This is a genomic window from Rhodococcus sp. WWJCD1, assembly GCF_002258735.1.
Classification (GTDB): domain Bacteria; phylum Actinomycetota; class Actinomycetes; order Mycobacteriales; family Mycobacteriaceae; genus Rhodococcoides.
Genome location: NZ_NOXY01000014.1, coordinates 25,620 through 52,223 on the forward strand (window position 1 = coordinate 25,620; position 26,604 = coordinate 52,223).

A 26,604-nucleotide genomic window follows, 5' to 3' on the forward strand; every position below is an offset into this window, starting at 1 on the left:
AACCACCTCATTCGCGGCCGCCGAGTCCATGGGACTCGGCGGCCGTTCAGGTCATGCCGTGCCGACACCATCGAGGACCGCGTCGACCAGATTCTCTGCGTAGACGCGGTCGGTCTCGGCGCGATCGGAATCGGTGCGATGCGAGAAGATGACGTGACTGAACACCGCTCCGGTCACCATTTCGAGAATTCGGGTGGTATCGGTGGACTCGGGCAATTCGCCTCGACTCTGAGCTCGATGCACGATGAGGCGCGCCGCGACCACACGGCTCTTGTTGAGCGTCTCCATCATTCGGCCGAGTAGGTCGGGGTGCACCCGCGCATCGAGGGCGACCCTCAGGCTGACCAGACCGGCTGTCCCTCGGTAACCCTGCAGAAGCTGCACTGCGAGCTCGACGAGATCTGCCCGCAGCGTGCCGAGGTCGATCGGCGTCGCGAGTGGACTTCGGGCTTCCAGCGCGTCGACGACCAAGGCTCCCTTCGATTCCCAGCGTCGGTAGAGCGCGGCTCTCCCGACCGAAGCGCGGCGGGCAACGGCGTCGAGTGTGAAGCCTGACCACCCCTTTTCCCAGTACACCTCGAGCACCGCGTCGTAGACGCGGTCTTCCAGATGTGGATCGCGAGGACGTCCCCGTCGGCTCGTGGCTTCGTCGGTCACCCCCGAATTGTCGCACCTGACGGCATTGCAGACAATCTCTGTCTGTAATAGGTTTCCGGTCATGAGTTCTGCACGCCACGAGGCGTCGACGGTGGATCCGACACGTGTTCCGGTGATCGTGGCTGTCGGTGAAACAAGCGGCCGGGGCGAACCCATGGGCGTCGAACCCATGGAACTGATTACGCTCGCTGCGACTGCGGCACTCAGGGACTCGCCGACGTCGGAGCCGTGGATTCGCCGCGCGGACAGCATCGCGTTCTGTCATATCGCCAGCTGGGCCTACGCCAGTCCCGCCGCGGCACTGGCACGTGGATTCGGTGCCACACCAGCAGATCTGTTCGACGCTCCGATCGGTGGGCAATGGCCTGCGCGGCTCCTCGATCGCGCAGCCGCGCGCATCGCCTCCGGAGAGTCGACGGTGGCGGTGATCGCGGGCGGTGAAGCCCAGGCCTCGATGAGCGCGCTGGTCAAGGCCGGTCGAGACCCCGTCGACGACGGCGGGTGGAGCACAGATCCGGGCGGTCCACCCACCTTCGACCTCGACCAACTCGGCAGCGCTGCAATGCAAGAGGCCGGTCTGATCTCACCGGTCCGGATCTATCCATTGTTCGAGAGCCGATTTCGCTTCGAGTCCGGCTTGGATCCGGTGGCCCGGCAGGCCGAGTGCAGCGAGCTGTATGCGACGTTCTCCGTTGTCTCCGAGCAGAATCCGTATTCGTGGAACGGGCGAGCGCGGACGGCTGCCGACATCGGCACGCCGTCGCCGAAGAACCGCATCGTGTGCGAGCCGTATCCGCTGTCGATGAACGCGATGCCGTTCGTCGACCAGGCAGCGTGCATCGTGGTGACGAGCTTGGCCGAAGCCCGCGAATGCGGCGTGCCCGAGAGCGACATCGTGTACGTCTGGGGCGGTGCTGGTGCCGAGGACACGGTCGACATTCTCGACCGCAGTAGTTTCGGCCGGTCCCGAGCGATGGAAGGCGCGATGGATCGCGCAATGCATGGCGCGGAGATCGGGGTCGAGCAAGTGGACGTGTTGGACGTCTACAGCTGCTTTCCGATCGTGCCGACCCTGGCCACACGTCACCTCGGAACGCCGAAGTCGTTGATTCCCACGGTGACCGGTGGCCATTCGTCCTTCGGCGGACCTCTCAGTAGTCATTCGCTGCATTCGATCACCGCATCGGTTCGGGAAATTCGTGGCGGGAAGAGTTGTGCGCTGGTGCACGCGAACGGTGGCTACCTGACCTACCACCACTCCGTGCTGTTGGGTGCCGAACAGCATCCGCTCGGCTACATCGGAGATCCTGAACCCGCAGTGCTGGCCTCGGATCCGCCGCCTCGAGCACCTGTCGAGGACGGGGATCTTGTGGTGGAGACTGTCTCCGTCGAGCATTCACGGCAGCGGGAACCGAACCAGGCTTTCCTCGTCGGGAGGGACGAGCGCGGACGACGCGTTGCCGCACAGACGGCTCCCGGCGATACGGCCAGTGCGCATGCGTTGTCCCTCCATCGAGGCGAACCTGCACGCGAAATCATCGGAGCAACAGTCAGTGTCGAGTCGAACGAGGGGAACATTCGTGTCCGAGGCCGATAGCATCGAACCTGTTGTACTGACCAGGCGTGAAGGTCATGTACTCGTCGTCACGATCAACCGACCGAAGGCCGCCAACAGCATCGACGCACGCGTGCATACGCTGCTCGGGCGAGCCTGGGAGTCGGCCGAGGCCGACCGCGACATCCGTGCCATCGTCTTGACCGGCGCGGGATCGGCGACCTTCTGCGGGGGTGCCGATCTGAAAGCCCTCGGCACCGGAGGCCCCGGCGCGGTGACCCCGCCCGAGACCGAGCATTGGGGGTTCGCCGGGATTGTCCAACACCCGATTTCGGTTCCCGTCATCTCGGCGGTGAACGGGTCCGCGATGGGAGGTGGAACCGAGATCGCTCTGGCCTCGGATATGGTCGTCGCCTCGGACACGGCCGTATTCGGCCTGCCCGAGATCCGCCGCGGACTCGTCGCCGGTGCGGGCGGTACCTTTCGACTGATGTCTGCGGTGCCGGAACACGTTGCGCTGGAGATGATCTTGACGGGTCAGCCGAGCTCCGCACAGGAGGCCGCACGATGGGGTCTGGTCAACAGGGTTGTCGCGCCCGACGACGTTCTCGCGACGGCACTCGGTCTCGCTCGCCTCTGCGCAGAGGGTGCGCCGCTCGCGGTGCGCGCATCCAAGCGGCTCGCTCGACGCATCTCCGACGGCACCATCGCGCACGAGGAAGAATCGTGGCAGCAGAACCGACGGGAATTGGATCGACTGGCCACCACCCAGGACGTCGTCGAAGGAATCACCGCATTCCTGCAGAAACGGGATCCGACATGGACCGCGCAGTGAGCGCTCAGCGCTGAGGAACACTGTTACCCAAGCGTGACCTGCTTAACGCAAGTAACGGAGTCGTGCCCGAGGCGATAGACCGGGCACGATGTTCGTCGCGAGTGGGGAGTCGTCATGAGAGTGCGTTCTTCGATCGGATCCGCCCTGTTGACGGTGGTGGCCATGGCCGCCCTGACGGCCTGCGGCGACAATGACGCTCGGCCCGCCTCGCAGGCAGTGGCGACGTCCACCCAGGTGGGCGGTGCCCAACCAGGGTCTCCGGTCGAGAACGCGCCATCGGAGAGTCCGGCGGCCGATGAACCGGGCACCGGCGATGGATCAGGGCCGATCGACGCGTCGGTACCTGCACCGACCGCTGCTGCGCCCCCTACTCAGCCTGTGGCGGTCGAGCCGCCCGTTCAGGATCCGGTGCAGCCGCAGATTCCTCCTGTATCGAACCCCGATGGAGACCTGGCGTCGACGATCATGGGGGATTGGCAGCGGCACGCAAGCATTCTTCACCTCGATCCCGACCCGGCGAGCAGCACATTCACCACCGGAGCGAGTTGCTGCGACGTCGAAACCTGGACGGCCACCTACACACCGATCGGTGACGACAAGGAAGACGGCGTGGTAGTCACGCTGCTGGAGCGCACGTTCCTGGCCGGTGACGGGCTGGGCGGAACCCTGTACGAGGGCAAACGATTCGAGGCCTCGCCGAGTATCGGGTACAACGACACCCGCGTGTTGATGACCTACGATCTGGGCGACGCTCCCGGCGTCAACACGTGGTGCCGATCCGGTCACGGCGTTCCCGAGTGCGGTGCCTGACGGACCGCAGTCACCGCGATTCTGGCCGCATGGCCGATGGCCTGATCGACCAGCGGGAGGTACAGGTCCATCCGCGCTGCCCTGGTGAACACCGACACAGCGACGGGCGTCTCGTCTGGAAACGACACCACGGCAACCTCGTTGCGAATGGGGCCGATGGTTCCGGTCTTGCCCGCGACCTGCACATCCGGGTACGGGATTCCGCTGCGAATTCTGTGCGGCCATACCTGCTGAGACAGAACCTCTTTCATGTAGAGGCACTGCGTCGGTGATGCCGCGGTGCCCAGCCAGATCGAGCGCAGAACGGTGTTGCTGTCACGAGGTGTGGTGCACGAGGTGTACGCCGGATCGAAACCCGAGCTGTCGACCACCGTGTAGTTGCTGGCCAGTAGGCCCACCGCTTCGTCCGCGCTCAACCGGCCGGTATCTCGGACGATCTGATCACCCAGTTGTTTCGTGCCGCCGACGATCCGAGTCTGCTCGAGCCCGAGATCCTCGATCACAGTGGCAAGCGAATCCAGGCCGAGGGCACCGAGAAGTGCGTCGGCAGCGGCATTGTCGGAGACGGTGATCATCGAGCGTGCGATGTCACGCCAACTCATGGTCACCGGATCCGCGTAACTCGAGATGCCGGTCGGCCCGGGACTGCACTGTGCCGGAACGAGTCGCACCGAATCGGTTGCAGTCAAGGATCCTTCGTCGAACGCACGCGCAGCTGCAACGAGCAGCACGATCTTCCACACCGACGCGGCGACGACGGGGTCGTCTCCCTCGTAATCGACGGTCGTGCCGGTGCCGTCGATCCGCTCGGCGCGCACCCAACCACGACAGCCCGCGTCGGCGAATACGGCGCGCAGCTGTTCGTCGGTCGTATTCACTTGCCGGCCTGCAACAGGATTCGGTCGATGAGATTCACCAGAGACTCGGCCTCGTCGTTGCGGCGCACGATCCGCACGCGCAGGGCAACGTCGTCGGACGAGAGGTCGAGATGTTCGGTGCCGGGCAGTACGGGACTCGCGGCAGGTACGAGCCCGAAACATCGACCTGACGCAACGCTGATCGTGACGGCGCGAAAGGTGTTCGCAGCAAACACCTCTGGATCGAGTGCGTGGCGCCGAAACGCATCGAGCAGCAGGTCGTGTGCAGGTGGATTCGCAGCCCGCGGCGTGGTGGCGAAGGCCAGGTCGGACAACATGGTCAGTCGCGGCCGCGCCGCTCGGGCCGACCTGTGACCGACAGGAACGCTGACCCGCCGGGGTAACGCAATCACTGGTCCGGCCACCAGTCGATCGAGTACCACCGGGTGATCGATCACGGCAACGTCGAGTTCGTGTGATCGCACCCGGTCCAGCAAAGACACTGCACCGCCGGTCTCCACCCGTGCTTGGACTCCGACGGACGCGGCGATACGTGCGGCCAGTGCATCGTCCAGCTGGGGGATGAGGCCGATGCGGACCGTCTCGGACGCGGTGAGTGACTCTGCCGTGGTGGTCAATCGGCGTGCGTCGTCGACGATCAAGCGAGCCCGGGGCAACAGCGCAGCCCCGTGCTCGGTGATGGCGGCACCGTCGGGTGTCCGCTCCACGAGCACGACACCGAGGTGCTTCTCCAAGGTCTTGATCGCCCGAGACACCGGTGGCTGCGTCACGCCCAGAGCCGCCGCTGCGCGGCCGAAGTGGCGTTCCTCGGCGACGGCGACAAAGTACTGGAGATGGCGAACAAGATCCACCGACCTATTGAAACACGTCTACCTGCCGCGATACCGAAGTGGAATGACGAAGCCATGCCTCGGGACTTGGCTCGGAGGCGAGAGGGTGTGATCGCATGAGCCCATGCGTACTTCGACATCCACCCGACTGATCACCGTGATCGCAGCTGCGGCGCTGACTGCCGGAGTTGCCTGTTCCTCGACGGCCACCACCGAACCGCCGCAGACGGCCGCGAGCACCGCCCAGTCCACCACCGAACAAGCCTCGGCCGAACAGAACTATCTCGAACTCGAGGCCAGGGACACTGCACGGCTCGGCGTCAATGTGCTCGATCTCGCGACCGGTTCCACTCAGAGTTACCGCGGCGACGAACGTTTCGCGTTCTGCTCCACCTTCAAGGTGTATGCCGTCGGTGCCGTACTTGCCGCCGTCGATGCAGGCAAGTTACAGCTCACCGACACCAGAACGATCACCGCCGAGGACAAGGTGCCCGAATCGGCGGTCGATTGGGCCCCAGGCTCGGTAGTCACCATCGCAGACTTGGCAGCGGCCGCACTGACCAAGAGCGACAACACATCCGGCAACCTACTGATTCGCGAGGCGGGCGGCACCGCGGCACTCACCGACTTCGCACGAGCACTCGGTGACACCGAATTTCGCCTCGATCGCGCCGAGCCGGAATTGAACACGGCAATTCCGGGTGATCCACGGGACACAACGACACCCAACTCGCTGGCCGCCGGCTACCGATCCCTGCTCGACGGCGATGTTCTGACCGAGGCCTCGCGCAAGCAGCTGCTCGAGTGGATGGGCGATACCGAGACGTCCACCGCCCGCTTCCGGGCGGGCATTGCGCCGCAATGGACTTCGGCCGACAAGACCGGCACCGGTAGCTACGGCGTATCGAACGATGCCGGACTGCTGCTCGGACCGGACGGGCAGAGGATCCTGCTGGTCGTGCTCAGTGCGACGACGTCGGGGGTGGAAGATTCGCCGGCGATGAACCCCTTGGTAGCCGACGCCACCAGAGCAGCTGTGGAACAGGTGGAGTGAATCAGCCCTCGGCGCGTCGAACGGCATCGACCAACGGAACGAGATCCGGTTCATCGGATGCGTCGTCGAGAGCCTCGCGCAACGCCGCGTCGTTGGTCGGCCGCGCGGCCTCGAGCAGGGCCAGGCCTTCTTCGCTGACGTCGGTGTAGATACCGCGGCGATCGGTGGGGCACAGGTACCGCGTGAGCAGCCCCCGATCCTCGAGGCGAGTGACGAGGCGGGTCGTGGCGCTCTGACTCAGTACGACGGCGTCGGCCACCTGCTTCATCTGGAGGTGACCGCCGACCCCGTCGTGCTGCCTGCCCAGGACGTCGAGCAACCAGTACTCGCGCGCGCTGAGATTGTGGTTGGTCTGCAGCGCTCGCTCGATGCGGCTCTCGATACGTCCGTGCAGGACGGCAAGCGCAAGCCAATTCTGCGCAAGGGCAGTCAGGGCAGGGTCGTGTGCGCTCATTGGTCGTGCCTCTCGATACCTGTACTCGTGACCACCCACCATACCGCGCCGACAATTAACGGCGTCTGCAATTACCTTTCCTGCGAGGTTCGACGCGCGATGATGCGTCGAGCGTGCGCGAGCACCGGGGCATCGACCATCCGACCGCGGAAGGTGAAGACGCCGCGATTGTGCGCCACAGCGTCGAGCACTGCGGTGGCCCACTCGATCGCCTCGGGCGTCGGCGCGTAGGCGTCGCGAATGACCGGGATGTGGCTCGGATGAATGGCCACCTTGCCGTCGAAGCCGACGGCCACGGCGTCGTCGGCCTCCACACGCACCCCGTCGAGATCGGGGATGTCGAGGAACACCGAATCGAGCGCGAACACCCCGCGCGCCTTCGCGGCCAGTAGCGTCTGCGACCGAACATGCTGTGCGACATCGCGGTACGAGCCGTCGCCGTGCCTACTCGAATTGCCGCCCATGGCGGCCACCAGATCCTCGGCTCCCCACATGGCACCGATGGCGTTGTCGGCCGCGAGTGCGTCGAACACCGTCATCGCGCCGAGCGGAGACTCGATCAACGCGACGACGTTCAACGGAGCCAGAGCGACAATCTGTTCGGCCGATTCGCATTTGGGCAGCATGACGGTTGTGTACTCGGTGTGCGTCAACGCCTGGAGATCTGCGGCCTGATCGTCGGTGCCGTGCGCATTGATGCGGACGATGGTGCGCGACGGGTCCAGAGCGGTCGACACCACGGACTCGCGAGCCCCGGCTTTGTCCGCGGCACCGACAGCATCTTCGAGATCGAGGATCACCACATCTGCTCGGGCTGCGGCTTTTTCGTATCGCTCGGGTCGGTCTGCCGGGCAGAACAGCCACGCCGGACCGGTCGGTAACCAACTCATACGGCATCCTCGGGGCGCATCCGAACAAGCGTCTTTCGAACCGCGATGGCGACGACGTCCCCGTGCTGATTTCGACCGGTGTGGGTGAACGTCACGATGCCTTCGCCGGGGCGAGACTTCGACTCGCGCTTGTCCGAGATCACCGTCTCCGCGTACAGCGTGTCGCCGTGGAACAGCGGCTTGGGAAAGGACACTTCAGAGAAACCCAGGTTCGCGACGATGGTGCCTTGAGTCAACTGCGTCACTGACAACCCGACGAGGGTCGAGACCGTGAACATCGAGTTCACCAGGCGCTGGCCGAAAGGTGTTGACTCGCTGAACGCCGCATCGAGATGCAGTGCTTGCGTGTTCATCGTCTGCGTCGTGAACAGGGTGTTGTCGGCCTCGGTGATGGTCCGTCCCGGACGGTGTTCGTAGACGGTGCCGAGCTCCATCTCCTCGAACCACAGGCCGCGTTGGCGAATCTTCTTGTCGCTCACAGTCCCAGGCTCCGGGCGATCAGCATCAATTGGACCTCGGTTGTACCCTCGCCGATTTCGAGGATCTTGCTGTCGCGGTAATGACGGGCGACGACGTACTCGTTCATGAAGCCGTAGCCGCCGTGGATCTGCGTGGCATCGCGCGCGTTGTCCATGGCCGCCTCGGAGGCGACGAGCTTGGCGATGGACGCTGCCTTCTTGAACGGCTTGCCCGCCAACATCAATGCCGCTGCGTCGTAGTAGGCAGTGCGAGCAGTGTGTGCACGGGCCTCCATGCGGGCGATCTTGAACGAGATCGCCTGATTGCGGGCGATCGGAGCACCGAAGGCCTCACGCTCCTTGGCGTACTTGACGCTCTCGTCGACGCAGCCTTGCGCGGCTCCGACCGATACCGCCGCGATCGCGATGCGGCCCTCGTCGAGGATGTGCAGGAAGTTCGCGTACCCGCGACCTTCCTGGCCCAGCAGGTTCTCCTGGGGTACGCGGACATCGGTGAAACTGAGTGGGTGTGTGTCGGAGGCGTTCCAACCGACCTTGTTGTACGCAGCCTCCGCAACGAAGCCCGGGGTGTCGGTGGGCACCAGGATCGAGGAGATCTGCTTGCGTCCGGTTGCCTCGTCGACGCCGGTCACCGCGGTGACGGTGACGAGCTCGGTGATGTCGGTGCCGGAGTTGGTGATGAATTGCTTGCTGCCGTTGATGATCCAGTCACCGCCGTCACGCTTGGCGGTGGTCTTGGTGCCGCCCGCGTCACTACCCGCACCGGGCTCGGTCAGACCGAACGCGGCCAGGGCTTTACCCGCTGTGAGCTTGGGCAGCCACTGCTCCTTCTGCGCATCGTTGCCGAAGCGGTAGACGGGCATGGCACCGAGCGAGACGCCGGCTTCGAGCGTCATCGCGACACTCTGATCGACCTTACCGAGCTCCTCGAGTGCCAGGCACAGGGCGAAGTAGTCGCCGCCCATGCCGCCGTATTCCTCGGGGAACGGCAGACCGAACAGGCCCATCTCGGCCATCCCGGCGACGACCTCGTACGGAAACGAGTGCTCGGCATCGTGTTTCGCCGAGACCGGCGCGACGACCGTCCGGGTGAAGTCGGCAACGGACTTCACCAGTTGCTGGTACTCGTCGGGCAGATTCGACGACGACAGATGATCGGTCATGGCTGGTCCTGTTCGGTGTCGGTGGGAACGATTCGGGCGAGGACTTGGTCTACGCGGACCTGATCCCCCACTGCAACGGTGAGTTCGACGGTGCCGTCGATCGGTGTGGTCAAGGTGTGTTCCATCTTCATCGCCTCGACGACGACGATGGCCGAGCCTGCGGTGACGGCGCTGCCGGTGGTGGTTCCGATCGCGATGATCGAACCCGGCATCGGTGAGAGGATCTCGGCGTCCCCGGAGTGCGCTTCGTTCTCGCGCACACTGGGCTCGGCGATCCGATCGACACGCCAGGTACCCCGAGAGTTGGAAACCCAGGTGGCCGAGCCGCTTCGGGCGAACGTCATCGTCTCGCGGCGGTCGTCGAGCACCACGTCCACCGAATCTTCGCTGGCCACGGCGCGCAGGGCACGCGGCATTCCGTCGTCGACGACGACCGTCGCCGCATCGAGGGTCCCGGTGATGGACACGTGGGCAGTGCGCCCTCCCGATGCCAGACGGCAGTGGAACGGCGCGTGCGCTCCCACACGCCATCCCGACGGCGTACCCCAGATGTCGTGGCCTGCCGCCTGCCACACATCGAGCCAGGCAATGGCTGCCGCGGCGATCAGTGCCTCGTCGGTTGCCTCGGCGGCGACGAAATCCTCGACCCGGCGGTCGAGCAGTCCGGTGTCGAGGTTGCCGGTTCGGACGTCGTTGTCGGCGAGCAGGAATCGCGCGAACTCGATGTTGGTGACGACTCCGAGCACGGCAGTGTCGGCGAGCGCCCGATCCAAGGTACGCAGCGCCGTGCTGCGGTCAGGGCCGTAGGCAATGATCTTCGAGAGCATCGGGTCGTAATTGCTACCCACCTCGGTTCCGACGGCGAGGCCGGAGTCGACGCGAATGCCGGGACCGGTGGGTTCACGCAATCCGACGACGGTGCCGCCGGTGGGGAGGAATCCGCGGCCGGGATCCTCCGCGTAGACGCGGGCCTCGATGGCGTGGCCGGTCAGCTGAATGTCGTTCTGGCTCAGAGTGAGCGCTTCACCGGCGGCCACCCGGACCTGCCTTTCGACGAGGTCGAGTCCGGTGACCATCTCGGTGACCGGGTGCTCGACCTGCAGGCGGGTGTTCATCTCCATGAAGAAGAACTCGTCCGGGCTGTCCGCCGAGACGATGAATTCGACCGTGCCGGCACCCGAATAGTCGACGCTTCGGGCGGTGTTGCACGCGGCCTCGCCGATGCGCGCCCGGGTCTGTTCGTCGAGCAGCGGTGACGGTGCTTCCTCGATGACCTTCTGATGCCGCCGCTGCAGACTGCATTCGCGCTCGCCGAGATGGATGACGTTGCCGTGTCCGTCGGCGAGGATCTGCACCTCGATATGCCGGGGCCGCAACACGAATCGTTCGAGGAAGAGGGTGTCGTCACCGAAGGACGAGGCCGCTTCCCGGCGAGCGCTGGTCAATGCCGCGGGGAGGTCCTCGGCGCGCTCGACCAGACGCATGCCCTTGCCGCCGCCGCCTGCGGACGGCTTGACCAGTACGGGGAAGCCGACGTCGGGTGCGCCGGCGATGAGGTCGTCGTCGGACAGGCCCGGTCGGGAAATTCCGGGTACGACCGGGACGCCGAAGGCGCTGACGGCGGCCTTGGCGGCGATCTTGTCGCCCATCACTTCGATGGCCTTGGCCGGAGGTCCGAGGAAGGCGATTCCCGCTGCGGCACAGGCGGTTGCGAAATCCGAGTTCTCGGACAGGAAGCCGTATCCGGGATGAATTCCCTGTGCGCCGGTGGCTTTCGCGGCGGCGATCACCTTGGCGATGTCGAGGTAGCTCTCGCGAGCGCTGGCGGGGCCGAGTCGTACTGCGGTATCGGCTTCGCGGACGTGCCGGGCGTCGGCGTCCGCGTCGCTGTAGACGGCGACGGTGCGAATCCCCATGCGACGCAACGTGCGTGCCACTCGGACGGCGATCTCGCCGCGGTTGGCGATCAGAATGGTGTCTATCGTGGTCATGTCTCTCACATCCTGAAAACGCCGTAGGAGACCGGCTCGAGCGGCGCATTCGCGCACGCCGAGAGAGCCAGTCCGAGAACCTGCCTGGTATCGGCGGGGTCGATGATGCCGTCGTCCCAGAGCCGGGCCGTCGAGTAGTAGGGGTTGCCCTGACTTTCGTACTGATTGCGGATCGGAGCCTTGAACGCTTCCTGGTCCTCGTCGCCCCACGGTTTGCCCGCCGCATCGAGCTGGTCGCTGCGCACGGTGGCGAGCACCGATGCGGCCTGTTCACCGCCCATCACCGAGATGCGCGCGTTGGGCCACATGAACAAGAAGCGGGGCGAATATGCTCTGCCGCACATGGAGTAGTTGCCCGCACCGTACGAGCCGCCGATGACGACGGTGATCTTCGGGACGCGGGCGCAGGCCACGGCCGTCACCATCTTCGCGCCGTGTTTTGCGATGCCGCCTGCCTCGTAGTCACGGCCGACCATGAAGCCGGAAAGGTTCTGCAGGAACACCAAGGGGATGCTGCGCTTGTCGCACAGCTCGATGAAATGTGCGCCCTTCATGGCAGATTCGGCGAACAGGACACCGTTGTTGGCGATGATCCCGACGGGATGGCCATGGAGGTGGGCGAATCCGGTGACGAGTGTCTTGCCGTACTCGGCCTTGAACTCGTCGAATCGACCCGCGTCGACGACGCGGGTGATGACCTCTCGCGCATCGTATGGGGTTCGTGGATCGGTGGGAACGACGTCGTACAGCTCGGTCTGAGCGGCAATGGGTTCACGTGTGGGGAGGATGTCCCACGGGACCGGGGTGCGCGGGCCGAGCGTGGAAATGACTGTGCGGACTCGCTTCAGTGCGTCGCGGTCGTCGTCGGCGAGATGGTCGGTGACTCCGGAGACCTTCGAGTGCAAGTCTCCACCGCCGAGTTCCTCGGCCGTGACGATCTCACCCGTGGCGGCTTTCACCAGCGGGGGTCCGCCGAGGAAAATTGTTCCTTGGTTCCTGACGATGATCGCTTCGTCGCTCATCGCCGGTACATAGGCACCGCCTGCGGTGCACGAACCCATCACCGCCGCGATCTGTGCAATTCCTTTGGCGCTCATGGTCGCCTGGTTGTAGAAGATGCGGCCGAAGTGGTCGCGGTCGGGAAACACCTCGTCCTGACGCGGCAGGAATGCGCCGCCCGAGTCGACGAGGTAGATGCACGGGAGGGCGTTCTGCAACGCAATTTCCTGAGCGCGCAGATGCTTCTTGACCGTCATCGGGTAGTAGGTGCCGCCCTTGACCGTCGCGTCGTTGGCGATGATCACGCACTCGCGTCCGGAAACGCGGCCGATTCCGGCGATGACACCGGCACCTGGGCATTCGTCGTCGTACAGACCGTTGGCGGCCAGTGGGGCGATTTCCAGGAACGGGCTGCCCGGATCCAGCAGCTCGTCGACGCGGTCGCGGGGGAGCAGCTTGCCGCGGGCGATGTGTCGCTGCCGGGACTTCTCGTTGCCGCCCAGGGCCGCGGCGGCGAGCCGGTCGGCGAGTTCGCTGGTGAGAAGCTCGTGATCTGCGCGGTTGGCAGCGGTATCGATCGCCATGAGGTGCACGCCTTAGGGGTCGGACGTCGGTGTCGCAGGAGTTCAGTTAATGGTTGATAACTGACATGATAGTAAACTACGATTAACTGAGTGTCCAGGGTCGAGGGGGTGCAGGAGTTGGAAAAGCCGACTACCGTGCGCGAGCAACGCAAGGCCGAGCGCCGGCAACAATTGCTCGACGCCGCGGCATCGCTGTTCGCCGATCGCGGGTTCACCTCCGTGCGGCTAGAGGATCTGGGTGCGGCAGTGGGAATCAGTGGTCCCGCCGTCTATCGCCACTTTCCGAACAAGGAGGCGGTGCTCGTCGAATTGATGGTCGGAATCTCGGAGTATCTGCTCGACGGCGGCCGCGAGGTGGTCGGCCGAGAGGTCGTCGACTCGGGGACAGTGTCGGCCTTGGTGGAGTTCCACCTCGATTTCGCTTTCGAGACACCGGCATTCATTCGCATCCAGGATCGCGACCTGCAAAGCCTCCCCGAGGGAGCTCGACGCAAGGTGCGCCGAATGCAGCGCGAGTACGTGGAACTGTGGGTCGAGGTGCTGTGTGCCGTCGACCCGGAGTTGAACGAGGCCGATGCGCGCACCACAGCGCACGCGGTCTTCGGCCTGATCAACTCGACGCCCTACAGCGCGGGGCGTACTCCGTCACGAAGTGCTCGGCCGGTGTTGCGAACAATGGCACTGGGGGCTCTGGGGGTACGGCACTGACCTGAGTGTCCACAATTCACCTCACCGATCGCGATCCCGCCTACGGAACGAAATAGTGGGCGCTGAGGTCACCTGCGACGCTCGATACCGCAGTCCGGTTACCTCGCGAGGTGATAGAACTCGAAGATGCGCACCTTGGTCATCACGCAGAACATCACCGTTGACGGCGTCATCGAAGCCACCGACGACTGGTTCGCCCAGGCAGGTCACGATGCGGAGATCGATGCTGCGTTGGCCGCTCAGCGCGATATGTCGGACGGGTTCCTGGTAGGTCGAGTGACCTTCGAGGGTATGCGTGACTATTGGGGACCGAAGACCGACGACACCACGGGGGTCACCGATCACCTGAACAGGGTTGCCAAGTACGTCGTGTCCTCGACACTGAAAGACCCTGGTTGGGTGAATTCGACCGTGTTGTCGGGGCCGTTGACTGAGGAGATCACGCGACTGAAGGAACTGGACGGTTCCGATATCGTGTGTACCGGAAGTATCACCCTGTGTCGCAGCCTGATTGCGGCAGACCTCGTCGATGAGTACCGGCTGTTCCAGTACCCCTACGCGCGTGGTCATGGCGAACGATTGTTCGACGGAACTCCGCCACAGACTCTGAACCTCGTGGAATGCCGATCGTTCGCATCCGGCGCGTCTCTGATGCGGTACAGCGTCCGTCGATGAAGTCGAGTCGGCATACCGGCGTCGATCGGAGACAATGATCGACATGACGACCCAACTATCGCGCGCCGAGCTCGGCAGACGGCAGAGTCGATTCACTCTCGACGAGGTTCCTCGGCTGCTGGCGATGGCCGGCTTCATTGCCGCGTTGCATGTGATCGGGTGGGGGCTGTTCACCCATTACGACTCCATTCCGAGTATTCACGGCCTGACCGGAGCCGACGGCACCCTCGTCTACGCCGGAGCCGGCGTGCTGGCGTACACCCTCGGTCTCAGGCACGCGTTCGACGCCGATCACATCGCCGCCATCGACGACACCACCCGCTTTCTCTTGCAGAAGGGCAAGCGGCCGTTGGCCGTCGGGCTGTTCTTCTCGCTCGGTCACTCGACCGTCGTGTTCGTGTTCGTCGCCGCTATTGCCTTCGTCGCCTCGCAGGCGACGGCATTCCAGGATGCCTTCGCCGGGGTCGGCGGCATCATCGGCACGTTGGTGTCCGGAACGTTCCTCTATCTCATCGCCGCGCTGAACATCGCGGTCCTCGCCGGCATCGTCGGGGTGTGGCGGCGCGCGAAACGCGGTGAGTTCACCGAGGCCGGGCTCGACGAGCTGCTGGCCAAGCGCGGCTTGATGAATCGACTGTTCCGGGGCCGCTACGACAAGATGATCAACCACTCGTGGCAGATGTACCCGCTCGGCCTGTTGTTCGGGCTCGGTTTCGATACCGCCACTCAGGTCGGTCTGCTCGCCATCGCCGGCACCACCGCTATCGCAGGCGGACTCCCACCGATGGCGATCATCGCGCTGCCGGTCCTGTTCGCCGCGGGCATGACCACGATGGACACGATCGACGGCATTTTCATGTCCAAGGCATACGGCTGGGCGTTCGTCACCCCGGTCCGCAAGATCTACTACAACATGACGATGACGGGCCTCTCGGTCTTCGTAGCCCTGGTGATCGGGACGGTGCAGCTGCTGACCCTGCTTGCCGAGCAGTTCGAGCTGACCGGTGGCCTGTGGGACGCACTGGCCGTCATCGATCTGAATCTGGCCGGCCAACTCGTCGTCGGCACGTTCTTCGTTGTCTGGATCGGCGCGGTCGTGTATTACAAGGTGGCGCGCATCGACGAACGCGGTGGCGTTCTCGCACACTCGAATGCAATGGAGAATCAGTGATTGCTCGTCGTCGGATCGGTGTCCTCGCAGTCGTCGCAGCGCTCGCCGCCAGCATGGCGAGTTCGACACTGCTCGCGGCCCCGGCCTCCGCAGGACCGGCGATCACGCAGGACATCGGCGACGTCGTCTCCAGTCGTGAGCTGCCACAGGACTTCTGGATTCCCGGTTCGTCCTCGGCCGAAGTGCTCACCTACGTCACCACCGACACGTTCGGCGAGAAGGCGCTCAGCACCGGCACCGTCTTCCTGCCGCAGGGCACTGCCCCGGACGGCGGTTGGCCGGTGATCTCGTGGGCCCACGGCACGTCCGGACTCGGTGACTCGTGCGCACCGTCCGTCGCGGGACCGGCTCTGGCCGAACGTGATCTGCCGTATCTGGGGAACTGGCTCGCGCAGGGTTACGCCATCGTCGCCAGTGACTACGCCGGACTCGGAACACCCGGTTTGCCCACGTATCTCGACGGTAGGACCACGGCACACAACGTTGTGGACATGGTCAAGGCCGGCCGCAATTACAGCGAAGACCTCTCGCGATCCTGGGTGGCCGTCGGCCAATCGCAGGGCGGCGGCGCAGCGATCTACACCGCTCGGTACGCAACCGAATTCGGTGGACCGGATCTGGACTATCGCGGGGCAGTCGGCACCGGAACCCCCGCGTACATCGAGAAGTTGGTCTCGATCGGTGGACCGGGCGTTCCGCCCGTGGAGCTACCGGCCGGCCTGACTGCGTACGTCGCCTACATCGGCGCTTCGTTGCGCTACGCGCACCCCGAGCTCGGGCTGGACAACATCTTGACCCCCCTCGGAAAGAAGTACGCAGACCTGGCCGAGACGGCGTGTGTGTCGGACCTCGAGAAGCAACTCGACGGCGTGAAGATCGGCGATTTCTTCACCGCGCCGCTGACCAGCCTGCCCAATTTCACGGCCGTGCTCGACGACTACATGGCGATGCCCGAAGCCGGGTTCGACAAGCCCTTCTTCATGGGAAACGGGCTGCAGGACATCGACGTTCCGTTCCCGACCACTGCCGCCTACGTCGCCCGTCTCACGGCCGCCGGTCAGCCTGTGACGTTCCGGGCCTACAACACCGACCACAGTGGAGCCCTCGTTCAGTCCCAGGCCGACACCATCCCGTTCGTCGCAGGACTGTTCCGCTAGGTGACCGGGCGCTTGCTGGGCAGACCGTACGCCCGAGCCGTGAACTTTTCGAGCACGGTGCGCGGCAGCAATCGTTGGGCGAGGAACACTGCAGGCGCGTTGCTGCCGACGGCGTAGATCGGAAGAGTTTTCTTGTCCTCGACCGCTCGCAACACCGTCTTGGCGACAGTCTCGGCCGAGATACCCTGTGCCTCTTTGGCGTCGAGCTTCGCGATCACTGTGGTGAAATCGCGTAGATACGGCGAATGCGGTCCGCAGTACTTGGTGCGACGCGCCGAGAGCCCGGTGGCGATCGAGCCGGGTTCGACTGTGGTGATGTCGACTCCGAACGGCTCGAGCTCGAACCGCGCCGCGGTGGCGAACCCCTTGATTGCAGCCTTCGTCGCGGCGTACGAGGACCGGTAGGCCAGGGGGAAGCTGGCGAGCATCGACCCGATGTTGACGATTCTGCCGCGGCCCCGCTCACGCATGGCCGGCAATACAGCCTGGGTCAGCTCGATCGCGCCGAAGACGTTGAGCTGGAACAGCCGGGTGATCGCCGCGATGGGGAGTTCTTCGATCGGTCCGCACTGACTTTCACCGGCATTGTTGATCAGCACATCGATCGGGGTGTCGCCGATTCCGTCCACGAACGCGCGAATCGATGCCGGATCCGTCAGATCGAGATCGCGGTAGTCGACGCCTGGGATCGGGTCGGACACCTTCGAGCTGTTGCGGCTCGTCCCGATGACGCGAAAGCCGCGAGCGATGAGAAGTTCGGCGATCGCCTCGCCGATTCCGGAGGTCGCTCCGGTGACAATTGCAGTATTCATCTACGCCTCTTGGTTGCTGTGCGAGGTGCTGTGCGCGTGGAACTGGTTGTGTGAACAGGTTTCGCCGCGTTGGGCGAGGGGCGATCTTCGGTGCACAGTGTGGTGCTCGGCACCACTGTGTGCAGGGACGGCACCGACTTGCCTGCCGACATCACCGTCCGGTCCGGACGAACGATCGCTGCAACAGCGCGACCGCGCCGCAGCCACAAGCCGAGATCGGACGAGGCCGCTACTTCCACCACTGCGGCACCGCGCCGCTGGACTTCGCGTCGCTGCTCCACGGTCAGGGGTGTCGACGCGAGAAACAGGAACTGCCCAGGTGCGCGATCATCGAGTCGCATCCCATTGTCCAACAGGCTGTTCGGGCAGAGTTGTCCGGCGAGTGAGCGAGGCTGCATCGGCGATCGCAGAACGTACTGCGACCCGACGAGGGAGGGCGTAGTACTCGCGGTGACCTTGTCGCCGATGACCGGAAGATGTCCGAGGACGGGCGCGATGTTGGTTCGCATGATGCCGGTGAGCTTGCTCCCGCCGGTCATGGCCCGCCCTATCATCACGGCCAGCCTGATCATGGCCTTGGCGTGTGTCTTTCGTTCGGTCTCGTAGCTGTCCAGCGCGGACTGGGGCACGTGTCCGTCGAGTGCGCCGACCAACTTCCACACCAGGTTGCGGGCGTCGCGCAATCCTGCTCCCATTCCCTGACCGATGAACGGCGGCGTCAGATGCGCGGCGTCGCCCAGGACGAAGACCCGGCGATCACGCCACCGATCGGCAATCTGTGCCTTGAAGGTGTACTCGGCACTGCGAATCAGCTTCATCTCAGGGATCTCCGCCGCAACGAACCACGGTGCGATCAGTGGGTGTATTGCCGAGAGATCGGTGAACTCGTCGAGGGTTTCGCCATCGAGCATCTGGAACTCCCAGCGGTAGCGCGTGGTTCCGATACGCATGTACGTCGCCGATCTCTCGGAATCGCACACCTGATGCACACCGTCCCACTGGTCGAGGTCGACATCGGTCTCGATATCGACGACCAGCCAGCGCTGCTCGAAACCGAGATCCTCCATTTTCGAGCCGATGGACCTGCGCACCACACTGTTGGCACCGTCGCACCCGAGAACGTAGTCGGCGGTCACCCAGTGCGGCGTTCCGTCCTCGGTGGACGTGTACGAGACCCGGACACTGTCCTTCAGATTCTGTACATCGGTGATCTCGCATCCTCCGCGCATCGCAATGCCGTCGTAGCGAGCAATGTGAGAACGCATCAGACGCTCGAGTTCGGGTTGATCGAACATGTTGGCCTGCGGATAGCCGTGCGGTCTGTCGTCGGGATCGCGCTCGAACTCGGCCAGGGTCCGCAGGTCCTTGGTGCACAGTCGTAGCCCGCGCGCCGGACGTGAGATGGCGGCGAAATCCTCTGCCACACCGATGTCGTGGAGAATTCGGTACACCTCGTCGTCGAGGTGGACCGCGCGCGGCTGGGGATAGACATCTGCCCAGCGGTCGAGGACGAGAGTGGGTACGCCGTACCGGGCCAGCTGGAGCGCGGCGGTCATCCCCGTCGGCCCAGCGCCGACGATCACCACCCGGTGGTGCGCGCCGTCGGGCTCGTGTTCGCTCATCGGTAGGAGACCCGGGTGCGCTGAACCCCCAGATCCAGGGCTCCGTCTGGAGTCGAGCTCGTCAGTTCGAGCACGTCGCCGTCCTGCAGGAAGTCGGGATTCTTGGCCTGCTTCTTGAAGAAGACCTTCCACTTGACCGACGGCGGAACCAGCGACCCGATCATTTCGATCGGCTTGGCCGGGGCCTTCAACGCCGTGCCTCCCGGCGTGCCGGTGAGCAGCAGGTCGCCCGGGTCGATCCGCTGGAACTTGCTCAGCGCCTTCAGCGATTCGACCGGTCGGTAGATCATGTCTGCGACCGTACTGTCCTGTCGCACAGTACCGTTGACGCGCAAGGTGAGAGCGAGATCGCCGAACTTGTCGAACTCACCGTCTTCGAGCAGTACGAGGCGCGGACCGACCGGCGTGAAGGTGGGGTACGACTTGCCCTCGTAGAACTGAGTTTTCGGCAACTGGACATCGCGCGCAGAGACGTCGTTGGTGATGACGAGCCCGGCAACGTAGTCGGCCACATTGGTGGCGTCGATCTTGGTGCCGACGGTGAGAGTCTTGCCGAACACCAGTCCGATCTCGATTTCGTAGTCGAGAAGTTTCACGTGCGGCGGCTTGACGACGTCGTCGGTGGGGCCGCTGATCGAACCCGAGGTCTTCCGGAAGAACGTCAGAGGCACCGTCTCGGGGTTCATGCCCGAATCCTTGACGTGCGAGACGAAATTGGTCATGTTCGCCATCACGCGGCACGGTGCCGTGACCGGAGAGACGAGCGACAGTGTCTCCACCGCAACGAGATCGGTGCCGGCGCGCGCTGCATCCACGGCCGTGCGATCGGCGAGGAGCTCGGCGGTGGTGGTTGCCGACGTGTCGATGCGCGACGCTCCGTTCGGGGTCTCGACCCACCAGGCGTCGGCGGTGCGTAGTACAGCGATGCTCATGAGGAAGCCACTTTCATCAGGCCGCGAAGGCGTTCGGTGTCGAATTCGTTGTCGTTACGTAGCGAGGAGAGGATCGATTTCAGCTCGTGCAAAGACGCTTTGCTCGGTGCGATTCCGAGAAAGTCCTTGGACGCAGGCGGCCCCCACTGAGCCAGGCCGGATGCTGTCATCGGTGCCCAGCCGGGCTCGAGGGAGTTGTCGAACATATCGCCGTCGCTGAAATGTTCCACCAGGAAGCCGTCGGGATCACGCCAGTAGTCGAAGATCTGACTACCCTGGATGTGTCTGCCGATGCCCCAGGAATGTCGGTACCCGCGTTGTGTCAGGTACTCACCGCCCGCAGCGATGGCGTCCAGATCCGACACCTGGTACGCCGAGTGCACGTAGCGGTTGGACGGGCCGAGAGTCATTGCGAGAGTGTGGTGGTCCGACGGAGTGTTACCGCGATCGCAGCGGATGAAGCTCATCACCGGGCCCCGGTCTCGCTGGCCGTCGTAGTAGAGGAAGTCGCTGACGATCAGCCCGAGATGATGCAGGTACCAGTTGAGGTTTTCCAGATAGCCGGTGCGCTGGAGCACCACGTGGCCGAGGCGCTGAACTCTGGCGGGCTGACGGGGCGGACGCTGCGTCGCGTTGACTCGGTAGCGCGGATCGCCGAAGTTGTAGGTGTGCGCGTCCTGCCCGGGTAGTTCGGGGTGCTCGGTGTATCCCGAGACGACCTGGACGGGCTGGCCGCCCGGATCGGTCAGAGTTACGGCGATACCGCCGAGGGTCTCGGGTAGACGCTGAATTCGCTGCCCGGTGGCGTCTGCCAACGTTGCGACATCGGCGTTGTCGGCGGCAGCGAAAGCCGCTCCGACGAATCGTGTTCGCTTGCCTCGTCGGATGATCACGCACGGCGAGCCGATGTGCGTGCCGCGCAAATGGATCTCCTCGGGAGTGCGCAGCGAAACGGTGAATCCGAAGGCCCCCGCGAACGCCTCGGCTTTCACCAGGTCCGGCTTGCGAAATTCGAGCCACGCGATGTCGCGGACCTTGATGATCGGATCCTTCGCTCGACCGGGATGCTCACCGGGGAGCGCGCCTTGGTCCACATGCATGTCCTTGTGGCCGTCGACGTCCTGTGTCATGGATCCTCCCTCGTTGGTGAGAATATCGTCACCTATGACAGTGCCGTCAGTCAAGAGTATTGACAGAATCGTCAGCGGTGAGGAAGGGTCAGTGGGTAGACCAGCCAGACAGAGGTAGGGAACATGGTGGAAACCCAGAATCGCCTCGAGCGTCGGAAGGCGCGCACCCGTGGCGCGCTGATCACGGCAGCGCAAGGCTTTATCGCCCGTGGCGAGCTGAATGCGCCGATCGCGGAAATCACCCAGGCAGCCGACGTGGGTATGGGCTCCTTCTACAACCACTTCGTCAGCCGCGAGCAGCTGTTCCAGTCGGCGGTCGACGGTGCCTTGGAACTGTTGGGGCGCTACCTGGACTCGTTGACCGACGCGGACGCCGACCCCGCCGAGGCATTCACGCGGTCGTTCCGAATATCCGGCCGGCTCTTTCGCCTGCAACCGGAACTGAGCCGGGTACTCATCCACTCCGGTCCCGAGTTGATCACCTCGCAGCACGGTCTCGGTCCCCGAGCGGCGCGGGACATCGTGGCCGGAGTCGGCGCAGGGTATTTCCGGGTAGAGGACATTCAGCTCTCCCTGGCTCTGGTGGCAGGTGCGCTGCTCGGCCTCGGTCAGCTACTGCTCGAGCAACCGGATCGTGACGACGCCGAGGCCGTGGATCGAATGGCGCACACCGTGCTGCTCGCGCTGGGAGTGTCCGACGGCGACGCCCAGGACCTGTGCTCGCGGCCGCTGCCGCCGATGAGTGACGTCCCGAGCGTGGGCGACGAGATCGACTAGCGCACTACCGCGCGAATGTCAGAGTGAGCGAGTCGATTCCACATCGCGAATGATCTGAGCGATCGCGCGGTCGTGGACAAGCCGACGTTCCAGAATCGGGTTGAGTATTCCGCGGAGCCAGAAGTACGGCGTCCACACAGCAGGGGCTATCAGTCGTGCCCGACGGGTGCGGACCGCGCGGACGAGCAACTCTGCGGCCCGCCGAGACGGCAGACGTCGGCTGAGCGGCCACGGGAGCAATCCGCCGATTCGCTGACCGATCGGGTCGTCGTCGAGGGTGTGACGCGCCAGGTCGGTATCCACCACTCCGAAGTACGCAAGACCGGCCGATGCGCCGACAGCCGCAAATTCGATACGCAGAGCGCGTCCCAACTGTTCCACGGCAGCCTTGCTCACCATGTACGCAGACCCGCCCATGCCAGGAGTGAATGCAGCACAGGATGATACGAGCAGTATGTGGCCGCCGCTCGCCACGATCTCGTCGGCAGCGGCGCGCACGATGTTGAGGACGCCGCCGAAGTTCACTGCCATCACCGAGTCGAAGACGGCGCGGTCGATCGACCGAATCGTGGCGGGCAGCGGCGTGATTCCAGCATTGGCGATCACGATGTCGAGGCGGCCGAACTTGTCGATCGTTGCCGCGACGCAGTCCACCATCGCTGCCGGATCGGTGACGTCACCGACGAGGTGAAGTGTCTTGTCGGAACCGGCCGTCCCGGGGGTAAAGTCTCGATCCACCAACGCGACTCGGACTCCCGCGGACAGTAGTGACTCCACGGTCGCAGCTCCGATGCCGCGTGCCCCACCCGTCACCAACGCGACCGTGCCGGTGAGGTCGATGGGCTTGTTCATACGAGGTCCTTCGTCGTCACGAGCGTCGGATCCACACCGGCCGCCACGCTCCGACAGTGATAGTGGTCGAGCTCGATGGTGGACATGCGTCGGGTGAAGTTGCGGACCGAACCCGGCCAATAGGTGACGTTTCGGCCCGAGGGGCTCAGGTAGTAGCTGCTGCATCCGCCCGAGTTCCACACCGACCCTGCCAGTTGTGCGTCGGTGTGATCGGCGAACTCGGTCTGCGCGCGCTTGCTCACTTCGAGCACGGAAATCGCGTGGGAATCCATGGCGCGCAGGGCCGCCAGGATGTAGTTCACCTGTGCTTCGATAGTGACGACCTGCGAGGTGTACACCACCGAATTGGGGCCGAGCAGCATGAAGAAGTTCGGAAAACCGTGCACCGTGGTCCCTCGATACGACGACATTTCACCACCCGGCCACGTGTCCGCCAGTGATGTTCCGCCTCGCCCGACGATGCGTCGGAAGCCCGAGTGGCCGGCGACGGAGAATCCGGTACCGAGAACGATCGCATCCACCTCGTGCACAGTTCCGTCGTTCGTGACGATTCCCTCGGGCACGATCGCGTCGATGCCGGTGGTCTCGACAGTGACGCTCTCTCGGCACAGAGCGGGGTAGAACTTGTTGGAGAAGGTCGGCCGTTTGCAACCGAATGCGTAGGAGGGCGTGAGCTTTTCGCGCAGAACCGGATCCTTCACCTGACGGCGTAGGTGCGCGCGCCCGAGTGCGGTCAGTGGGGCCAACAGGGAACGGTGCCGAATCAATCCCGGCACCAACGCTTCCTGGAAGAGATCGAACATGCGACGCATGGCGCGCTGAGCCGGTGGGAACTTCTCGAACAGGGATCTGCCGGATTCGGAGATGGGCCGGTCGGGGTGCGGAAGAATCCACGTCGGTGTCCGCTGGAACAACGTGAGATGCCCGGCCTCGGGGGCCAGGCGCGGGACGAACTGCACCGCCGATGCACCGGTGCCGATGACGGCGAGGCGTCGCCCCTTCACGTCGTAGCCATGGTCCCAGTTCGCGGAGTGGAACACCGAGCCCGAGAACGAATCCAGCCCTGCGATAGTGGGAGTCGCCGGTTCACTGAACGGGCCGAGGGCTCCGATCAGAATCCGAGAAGTCCATGTACCACCGCTCGTGCGTACCACCCAATGCACTCGCTCGTCGTCCCACGTCGCGTCGAGCACCTCGTGTCCGAAACGGATGCGATCGCGGATACCGAACCGATCGGTGCATTCGTCGAGGTACTGCTCGATCTCGGGCTGCAGCGGATACAAGCGCGTCCAATTCGGATTGGGCGCGAACGAGAACGAATACAGCGCCGATGGAATGTCGCATTGGGCACCGGGATAGGTGTTGACATGCCAGGTTCCACCGACGGCCGTATCGCGCTCGAAGATCAAGAAGTCGCCGCGGCCTTCCTGCTCGAGCCTGATCGCTGCCCCGAGACCTCCGAAGCCCGCGCCGATGATTGCGACGTCGATGTGCGGCACCGCCGTATCGGCAGTGGAATGTGGTGCAGTCATGAGGGTCTCCTTCTACAGATCGAGGACGAGAACTTCGCCGTCGACCGCGCCACGTGAGACGCACAGGGTGAGTGAGCTTTCGCGCTCGGTGTTGCTCAGTACGCGGTCGCGGTGCTCGACGCGTCCGCCGACGAGACCCACGACGCAGGCCCCGCAGAAGCCCTGCCGGCACGAGAACGGTTGATCCGGTCGAATTTTTCGGAGGGCGTCGAGGGCAGTCTCCTGCGCACCGACCTCGATGGTGTCGCCGGAGCGGTCGAGCTTCAGTACGAAAGGAGTGCCGTCGACCACCGGTGCAGGTGCGAACAATTCGGTGTGGAATTCGCGAACCGCGGTGCTGCGGGCGGCCTCCTCGCGCAACCTGCGTGAGAGCGCCGCGGGGCCGCAGACGTACAGGGCCGAGGACCCCGTTCCGAGATCGACGATATCCGCAGGATTCGGAAGTCCCTCGACGTCATCGGTTTTCACTATCACGTGACCATGCGAGACGAGAGCCATCTGCTGGAGTTCGGTGACGAACGGCAGACTCGCACGCGATCTTCCGTGGTAGTAGAGCGTCCACCGTATGCCGTCGGCGACCGCGCGTTCGATCATGGACCGGATGGGGGTGATGCCGATGCCGGCGGCCACGAAGAGGTAGTGGTCGGCGGCGGCCATCGGAAAAGCGTTGCGGGGTCCACGAACTCGCAGAACGTCTCCACGGGAGAGGGTGTGGATCTCTGTGGAGACCGTGCCGCCGGGTATCTTGCGGACGCTGATGCGGTAGCGATCGCCTGCGCCGGGGCGCCCGGCGAGCGAGTACTGCCGCACCGAACAGGAGGGGGTGGTGACGTCGATGTGCGCACCGGGTAACCACGTCGGCAATGCAGCTCCGTCGCTGCGACGGAGCAACAATGAGCGTACGTCCTCGGCCTCGTCGACTGTCTCGTCGATGGTGGTCTCGAATTCGTAGCCGATGCATCTGCGTGGTCGGGCCGGGGACAGGGCGCTCACGAGGGACGAGTCGGTGACCAATCTGGCGTACATCCGTGATGCCGCAGCGATGGCTCGCAGACCGCGACCGGGTTCGGTCACCGTGAACTCACCCAGATGGCTGTGAATCGGAGCCGCTGTAGTCGTCACTGCTGGGCCGCCAAGGCCGCGGGGGACACTGCCAGGTATCGCACGGCCTTGTCGATGTCGCCCATCTTCGATGGGTGAAAACCCGGACGGATGTACAGGGCGAGTTGGACGAACAGGAACGACAGGCCCGGGATGAGCTGCTTACGGGACGCTCGTGCGAAGGCGAGAGGCCACGGGGCGCGAAGTCGGCGTTTCCCGGTGCGAGGGGTGGCGACCGAATTCTCGTACAGGTACGCGGCGGTGCTGAACCACAACACCGCCAACCCCGCGCTGGCTATCACTGCGGTGCGGGCGCGGCGAAATCCACCACCGTCGACGTATTGGAATGCGTCGAATGCCACGTTCCGGTGTTCGAGTTCTTCGGCACCGTGCCAGCGGAGCAGGTCCAGCATCGTGGGGTCGACGCCGAGGCGGTCGAATTCGGTGTTGTCCAAGAGCCATTCGCCCACCACGGCAGTGAAGTGCTCGGCCGCTGCGTAGATTCCGAGTCGCTCGTTCAGCCACGCTTTGCCTGCGCGGCCGGTGAGACCGTGGTCGCCGAACACCACGCCCACCGCGAATCGAATCCGCTGCAGAATCGGATCGATGTCGACTCCGTGGGCAACGAGGTAGGTGCGGAAGCTTTCGTGGGAGGACGCGTGAGTGGCCTCCTGTCCGACGAATCCGACCACCTCTTCGTGCAGTCTGCGGTCGTCGATGTAGGGGAGCGCGAGGGCGAACACGTCGGCCATCGCCCGTTCGCCCTCGGGCAGAACCAGATGCATCACGTTCCAGAAGTGGGTGGCGTACCACTCGTGCGGAATGTATTGCAGCGGAACGCAGGTCCAGTCGAACGTCACAGCACGGGCCACGATCGCGTAGGACTCGTCCGTGTGGCGCGCGTTCGGGTCGATCGCTCTGTCGCGAGACATTCGAGCTCCATTCGTCGAGATGCT

The 26,604-nt window shown here is 64.4% G+C and carries 26 protein-coding genes; 9 read left to right on the plus strand and 17 right to left on the minus strand.

The features are described from left to right. Nucleotides 1-51 precede the first annotated feature (51 nt). Entirely contained in the window at nucleotides 52-657 is a 606-nt protein-coding gene (locus CH286_RS10245) for a TetR/AcrR family transcriptional regulator (protein ID WP_032405118.1), read from the minus strand. Nucleotides 658-718: 61 nt separating this feature from the next. Between CH286_RS10245 and CH286_RS10250 the strand changes: the two genes are divergently transcribed. From CH286_RS10250 to CH286_RS10260, 3 genes are all read left to right on the plus strand, one after another. Further along, entirely contained in the window at nucleotides 719-2,254 is a 1,536-nt protein-coding gene (locus CH286_RS10250) for an acetyl-CoA acetyltransferase (RefSeq protein WP_255182631.1), read from the plus strand. Next, nucleotides 2,238-3,047, plus strand: a complete 810-nt coding sequence (locus CH286_RS10255) for an enoyl-CoA hydratase/isomerase family protein (protein WP_255182632.1) — start codon at nucleotides 2,238-2,240, stop codon at nucleotides 3,045-3,047. Before CH286_RS10250 ends, CH286_RS10255 begins: the two co-directional genes overlap by 17 nt. Before the next feature lie 114 nt (nucleotides 3,048-3,161). Next, nucleotides 3,162-3,857 (plus strand): hypothetical protein, encoded by a 696-nt coding sequence (locus CH286_RS10260; protein ID WP_094609152.1) that lies wholly within the window; start codon nucleotides 3,162-3,164, stop codon nucleotides 3,855-3,857. Here CH286_RS10260 and CH286_RS10265 read toward each other — a convergent pair. Then, complete coding sequence (locus CH286_RS10265) at nucleotides 3,830-4,735, minus strand: serine hydrolase (RefSeq protein ID WP_176458205.1); 906 nt, start codon at nucleotides 4,733-4,735, stop codon at nucleotides 3,830-3,832. The genes CH286_RS10260 and CH286_RS10265 overlap by 28 nt on opposite strands. Next, nucleotides 4,732-5,586 carry a LysR family transcriptional regulator gene (locus tag CH286_RS10270; protein ID WP_094609154.1) on the minus strand — a complete coding sequence of 285 codons (855 nt, stop codon included), beginning with the start codon at nucleotides 5,584-5,586 and terminating at the stop codon, nucleotides 4,732-4,734. The genes CH286_RS10265 and CH286_RS10270 overlap by 4 nt, the downstream gene beginning before the upstream one ends. 103 nt (nucleotides 5,587-5,689) lie before the next feature. Here CH286_RS10270 and bla point away from each other — a divergent pair, with 103 nt between their 5' ends. After that, on the plus strand, nucleotides 5,690-6,619 hold the full coding sequence (gene bla / locus CH286_RS10275; protein ID WP_094609155.1) for a class A beta-lactamase: 930 nt from the start codon (nucleotides 5,690-5,692) through the stop codon (nucleotides 6,617-6,619). Between the two features lies 1 nt (nucleotide 6,620). On the opposite strand, the gene CH286_RS10280 is transcribed toward bla, so the two are convergent. The 6 genes from CH286_RS10280 to CH286_RS10305 form a co-directional block, all read right to left on the minus strand. Continuing rightward, nucleotides 6,621-7,073, minus strand: coding sequence for a MarR family winged helix-turn-helix transcriptional regulator (locus CH286_RS10280; protein ID WP_032405086.1), 453 nt, complete (start codon nucleotides 7,071-7,073; stop codon nucleotides 6,621-6,623). 71 nt (nucleotides 7,074-7,144) lie between these two features. Further along, nucleotides 7,145-7,963: an HpcH/HpaI aldolase/citrate lyase family protein gene (locus CH286_RS10285; RefSeq protein WP_094609156.1), complete on the minus strand. Its 819-nt coding sequence runs from the start codon at nucleotides 7,961-7,963 to the stop codon at nucleotides 7,145-7,147. Next, complete coding sequence (locus CH286_RS10290; protein WP_037153056.1) at nucleotides 7,960-8,442, minus strand: MaoC family dehydratase; 483 nt, start codon at nucleotides 8,440-8,442, stop codon at nucleotides 7,960-7,962. Before CH286_RS10290 ends, CH286_RS10285 begins: the two co-directional genes overlap by 4 nt. Beyond that, nucleotides 8,439-9,605 carry an acyl-CoA dehydrogenase family protein gene (locus tag CH286_RS10295; protein WP_032405089.1) on the minus strand — a complete coding sequence of 389 codons (1,167 nt, stop codon included), beginning with the start codon at nucleotides 9,603-9,605 and terminating at the stop codon, nucleotides 8,439-8,441. The genes CH286_RS10290 and CH286_RS10295 overlap by 4 nt, the downstream gene beginning before the upstream one ends. Continuing rightward, entirely contained in the window at nucleotides 9,602-11,596 is a 1,995-nt protein-coding gene (locus CH286_RS10300; protein ID WP_094609179.1) for an acetyl/propionyl/methylcrotonyl-CoA carboxylase subunit alpha, read from the minus strand. Before CH286_RS10300 ends, CH286_RS10295 begins: the two co-directional genes overlap by 4 nt. Nucleotides 11,597-11,601: 5 nt before the next feature. Continuing rightward, a complete protein-coding gene (locus CH286_RS10305) occupies nucleotides 11,602-13,179 on the minus strand; it encodes a carboxyl transferase domain-containing protein (RefSeq protein WP_094609157.1) in 1,578 nt (525 codons plus the stop codon). 90 nt (nucleotides 13,180-13,269) lie between these two features. Between CH286_RS10305 and CH286_RS10310 the strand changes: the two genes are divergently transcribed. The 4 genes from CH286_RS10310 (at nucleotide 13,270) to CH286_RS10325 (ending at nucleotide 16,890) form a co-directional block, all read left to right on the plus strand. Continuing rightward, nucleotides 13,270-13,887, plus strand: a complete 618-nt coding sequence (locus CH286_RS10310; protein WP_080737392.1) for an SACE_7040 family transcriptional regulator — start codon at nucleotides 13,270-13,272, stop codon at nucleotides 13,885-13,887. Between the two features lie 126 nt (nucleotides 13,888-14,013). Further along, the gene (locus CH286_RS10315; protein ID WP_094609158.1) at nucleotides 14,014-14,562 is read left to right on the plus strand and encodes a dihydrofolate reductase family protein; all 549 of its coding nucleotides are present in this window, start codon (nucleotides 14,014-14,016) and stop codon (nucleotides 14,560-14,562) included. 43 nt (nucleotides 14,563-14,605) lie between these two features. After that, nucleotides 14,606-15,733, plus strand: a complete 1,128-nt coding sequence (locus CH286_RS10320; protein WP_080737395.1) for a HoxN/HupN/NixA family nickel/cobalt transporter — start codon at nucleotides 14,606-14,608, stop codon at nucleotides 15,731-15,733. A gap of 53 nt (nucleotides 15,734-15,786) precedes the next feature. Then, nucleotides 15,787-16,890: a lipase family protein gene (locus CH286_RS10325; RefSeq protein ID WP_141215828.1), complete on the plus strand. Its 1,104-nt coding sequence runs from the start codon at nucleotides 15,787-15,789 to the stop codon at nucleotides 16,888-16,890. On the opposite strand, the gene CH286_RS10330 is transcribed toward CH286_RS10325, so the two are convergent. The 4 genes from CH286_RS10330 to CH286_RS10345 are packed head-to-tail and all read right to left on the minus strand — an operon-like array spanning nucleotide 16,887 to nucleotide 21,386. Continuing rightward, nucleotides 16,887-17,702, minus strand: a complete 816-nt coding sequence (locus CH286_RS10330; protein ID WP_094609160.1) for an SDR family oxidoreductase — start codon at nucleotides 17,700-17,702, stop codon at nucleotides 16,887-16,889. The genes CH286_RS10325 and CH286_RS10330 overlap by 4 nt on opposite strands. Continuing rightward, nucleotides 17,699-19,324 (minus strand): bifunctional 3-(3-hydroxy-phenyl)propionate/3-hydroxycinnamic acid hydroxylase MhpA, encoded by a 1,626-nt coding sequence (gene mhpA / locus CH286_RS10335; protein WP_094609161.1) that lies wholly within the window; start codon nucleotides 19,322-19,324, stop codon nucleotides 17,699-17,701. The genes CH286_RS10330 and mhpA overlap by 4 nt, the downstream gene beginning before the upstream one ends. Then, nucleotides 19,321-20,256, minus strand: a complete 936-nt coding sequence (locus CH286_RS10340; RefSeq protein WP_094609162.1) for a fumarylacetoacetate hydrolase family protein — start codon at nucleotides 20,254-20,256, stop codon at nucleotides 19,321-19,323. Before CH286_RS10340 ends, mhpA begins: the two co-directional genes overlap by 4 nt. After that, nucleotides 20,253-21,386 carry a VOC family protein gene (locus CH286_RS10345; protein WP_094609163.1) on the minus strand — a complete coding sequence of 378 codons (1,134 nt, stop codon included), beginning with the start codon at nucleotides 21,384-21,386 and terminating at the stop codon, nucleotides 20,253-20,255. The genes CH286_RS10340 and CH286_RS10345 overlap by 4 nt, the downstream gene beginning before the upstream one ends. 123 nt (nucleotides 21,387-21,509) lie before the next feature. Here CH286_RS10345 and CH286_RS10350 point away from each other — a divergent pair, with 123 nt between their 5' ends. Next, on the plus strand, nucleotides 21,510-22,163 hold the full coding sequence (locus tag CH286_RS10350) for a TetR/AcrR family transcriptional regulator (RefSeq protein ID WP_094609164.1): 654 nt from the start codon (nucleotides 21,510-21,512) through the stop codon (nucleotides 22,161-22,163). Between the two features lie 18 nt (nucleotides 22,164-22,181). Here the strand turns inward: CH286_RS10350 and CH286_RS10355 are convergent, their stop codons facing one another. Genes CH286_RS10355 through CH286_RS10370 form a run of 4 tightly spaced genes read right to left on the minus strand, consistent with a single transcriptional unit; the run spans nucleotide 22,182 to nucleotide 26,580 of the window. Further along, nucleotides 22,182-23,015: an SDR family NAD(P)-dependent oxidoreductase gene (locus CH286_RS10355; RefSeq protein WP_094609165.1), complete on the minus strand. Its 834-nt coding sequence runs from the start codon at nucleotides 23,013-23,015 to the stop codon at nucleotides 22,182-22,184. Next, on the minus strand, nucleotides 23,012-24,547 hold the full coding sequence (locus CH286_RS10360; protein WP_094609166.1) for a flavin-containing monooxygenase: 1,536 nt from the start codon (nucleotides 24,545-24,547) through the stop codon (nucleotides 23,012-23,014). The genes CH286_RS10355 and CH286_RS10360 overlap by 4 nt, the downstream gene beginning before the upstream one ends. Nucleotides 24,548-24,559: 12 nt before the next feature. Further along, nucleotides 24,560-25,621: a PDR/VanB family oxidoreductase gene (locus tag CH286_RS10365; RefSeq protein ID WP_094609167.1), complete on the minus strand. Its 1,062-nt coding sequence runs from the start codon at nucleotides 25,619-25,621 to the stop codon at nucleotides 24,560-24,562. 44 nt (nucleotides 25,622-25,665) lie between these two features. Further along, nucleotides 25,666-26,580, minus strand: a complete 915-nt coding sequence (locus tag CH286_RS10370) for a metal-dependent hydrolase (RefSeq protein ID WP_094609168.1) — start codon at nucleotides 26,578-26,580, stop codon at nucleotides 25,666-25,668. Between the last annotated feature and the right edge of the window lie 24 nt (nucleotides 26,581-26,604).

What these genes read in the sequence shown, in the direction of transcription:
- CH286_RS10250 (WP_255182631.1), top strand. Translation starts at nt 719, where the DNA reads ATGAGTTCTGCACGCCACGAGGCGTCGACGGTGGATCCGACACGTGTT.
- CH286_RS10260 (WP_094609152.1), top strand. Translation starts at nt 3,162, where the DNA reads ATGAGAGTGCGTTCTTCGATCGGATCCGCCCTGTTGACGGTGGTGGCC.
- bla (WP_094609155.1), top strand. Translation starts at nt 5,690, where the DNA reads ATGCGTACTTCGACATCCACCCGACTGATCACCGTGATCGCAGCTGCG.
- CH286_RS10280 (WP_032405086.1), bottom strand. Translation starts at nt 7,073, where the DNA reads ATGAGCGCACACGACCCTGCCCTGACTGCCCTTGCGCAGAATTGGCTT.
- CH286_RS10285 (WP_094609156.1), bottom strand. Translation starts at nt 7,963, where the DNA reads ATGAGTTGGTTACCGACCGGTCCGGCGTGGCTGTTCTGCCCGGCAGAC.
- CH286_RS10295 (WP_032405089.1), bottom strand. Translation starts at nt 9,605, where the DNA reads ATGACCGATCATCTGTCGTCGTCGAATCTGCCCGACGAGTACCAGCAA.
- CH286_RS10300 (WP_094609179.1), bottom strand. Translation starts at nt 11,596, where the DNA reads ATGACCACGATAGACACCATTCTGATCGCCAACCGCGGCGAGATCGCC.
- CH286_RS10305 (WP_094609157.1), bottom strand. Translation starts at nt 13,179, where the DNA reads ATGGCGATCGATACCGCTGCCAACCGCGCAGATCACGAGCTTCTCACC.
- CH286_RS10315 (WP_094609158.1), top strand. Translation starts at nt 14,014, where the DNA reads ATGCGCACCTTGGTCATCACGCAGAACATCACCGTTGACGGCGTCATC.
- CH286_RS10320 (WP_080737395.1), top strand. Translation starts at nt 14,606, where the DNA reads ATGACGACCCAACTATCGCGCGCCGAGCTCGGCAGACGGCAGAGTCGA.
- CH286_RS10325 (WP_141215828.1), top strand. Translation starts at nt 15,787, where the DNA reads ATGGCGAGTTCGACACTGCTCGCGGCCCCGGCCTCCGCAGGACCGGCG.
- CH286_RS10330 (WP_094609160.1), bottom strand. Translation starts at nt 17,702, where the DNA reads ATGAATACTGCAATTGTCACCGGAGCGACCTCCGGAATCGGCGAGGCG.
- mhpA (WP_094609161.1), bottom strand. Translation starts at nt 19,324, where the DNA reads ATGAGCGAACACGAGCCCGACGGCGCGCACCACCGGGTGGTGATCGTC.
- CH286_RS10340 (WP_094609162.1), bottom strand. Translation starts at nt 20,256, where the DNA reads ATGAGCATCGCTGTACTACGCACCGCCGACGCCTGGTGGGTCGAGACC.
- CH286_RS10345 (WP_094609163.1), bottom strand. Translation starts at nt 21,386, where the DNA reads ATGACACAGGACGTCGACGGCCACAAGGACATGCATGTGGACCAAGGC.
- CH286_RS10350 (WP_094609164.1), top strand. Translation starts at nt 21,510, where the DNA reads ATGGTGGAAACCCAGAATCGCCTCGAGCGTCGGAAGGCGCGCACCCGT.
- CH286_RS10355 (WP_094609165.1), bottom strand. Translation starts at nt 23,015, where the DNA reads ATGAACAAGCCCATCGACCTCACCGGCACGGTCGCGTTGGTGACGGGT.
- CH286_RS10360 (WP_094609166.1), bottom strand. Translation starts at nt 24,547, where the DNA reads ATGACTGCACCACATTCCACTGCCGATACGGCGGTGCCGCACATCGAC.
- CH286_RS10370 (WP_094609168.1), bottom strand. Translation starts at nt 26,580, where the DNA reads ATGTCTCGCGACAGAGCGATCGACCCGAACGCGCGCCACACGGACGAG.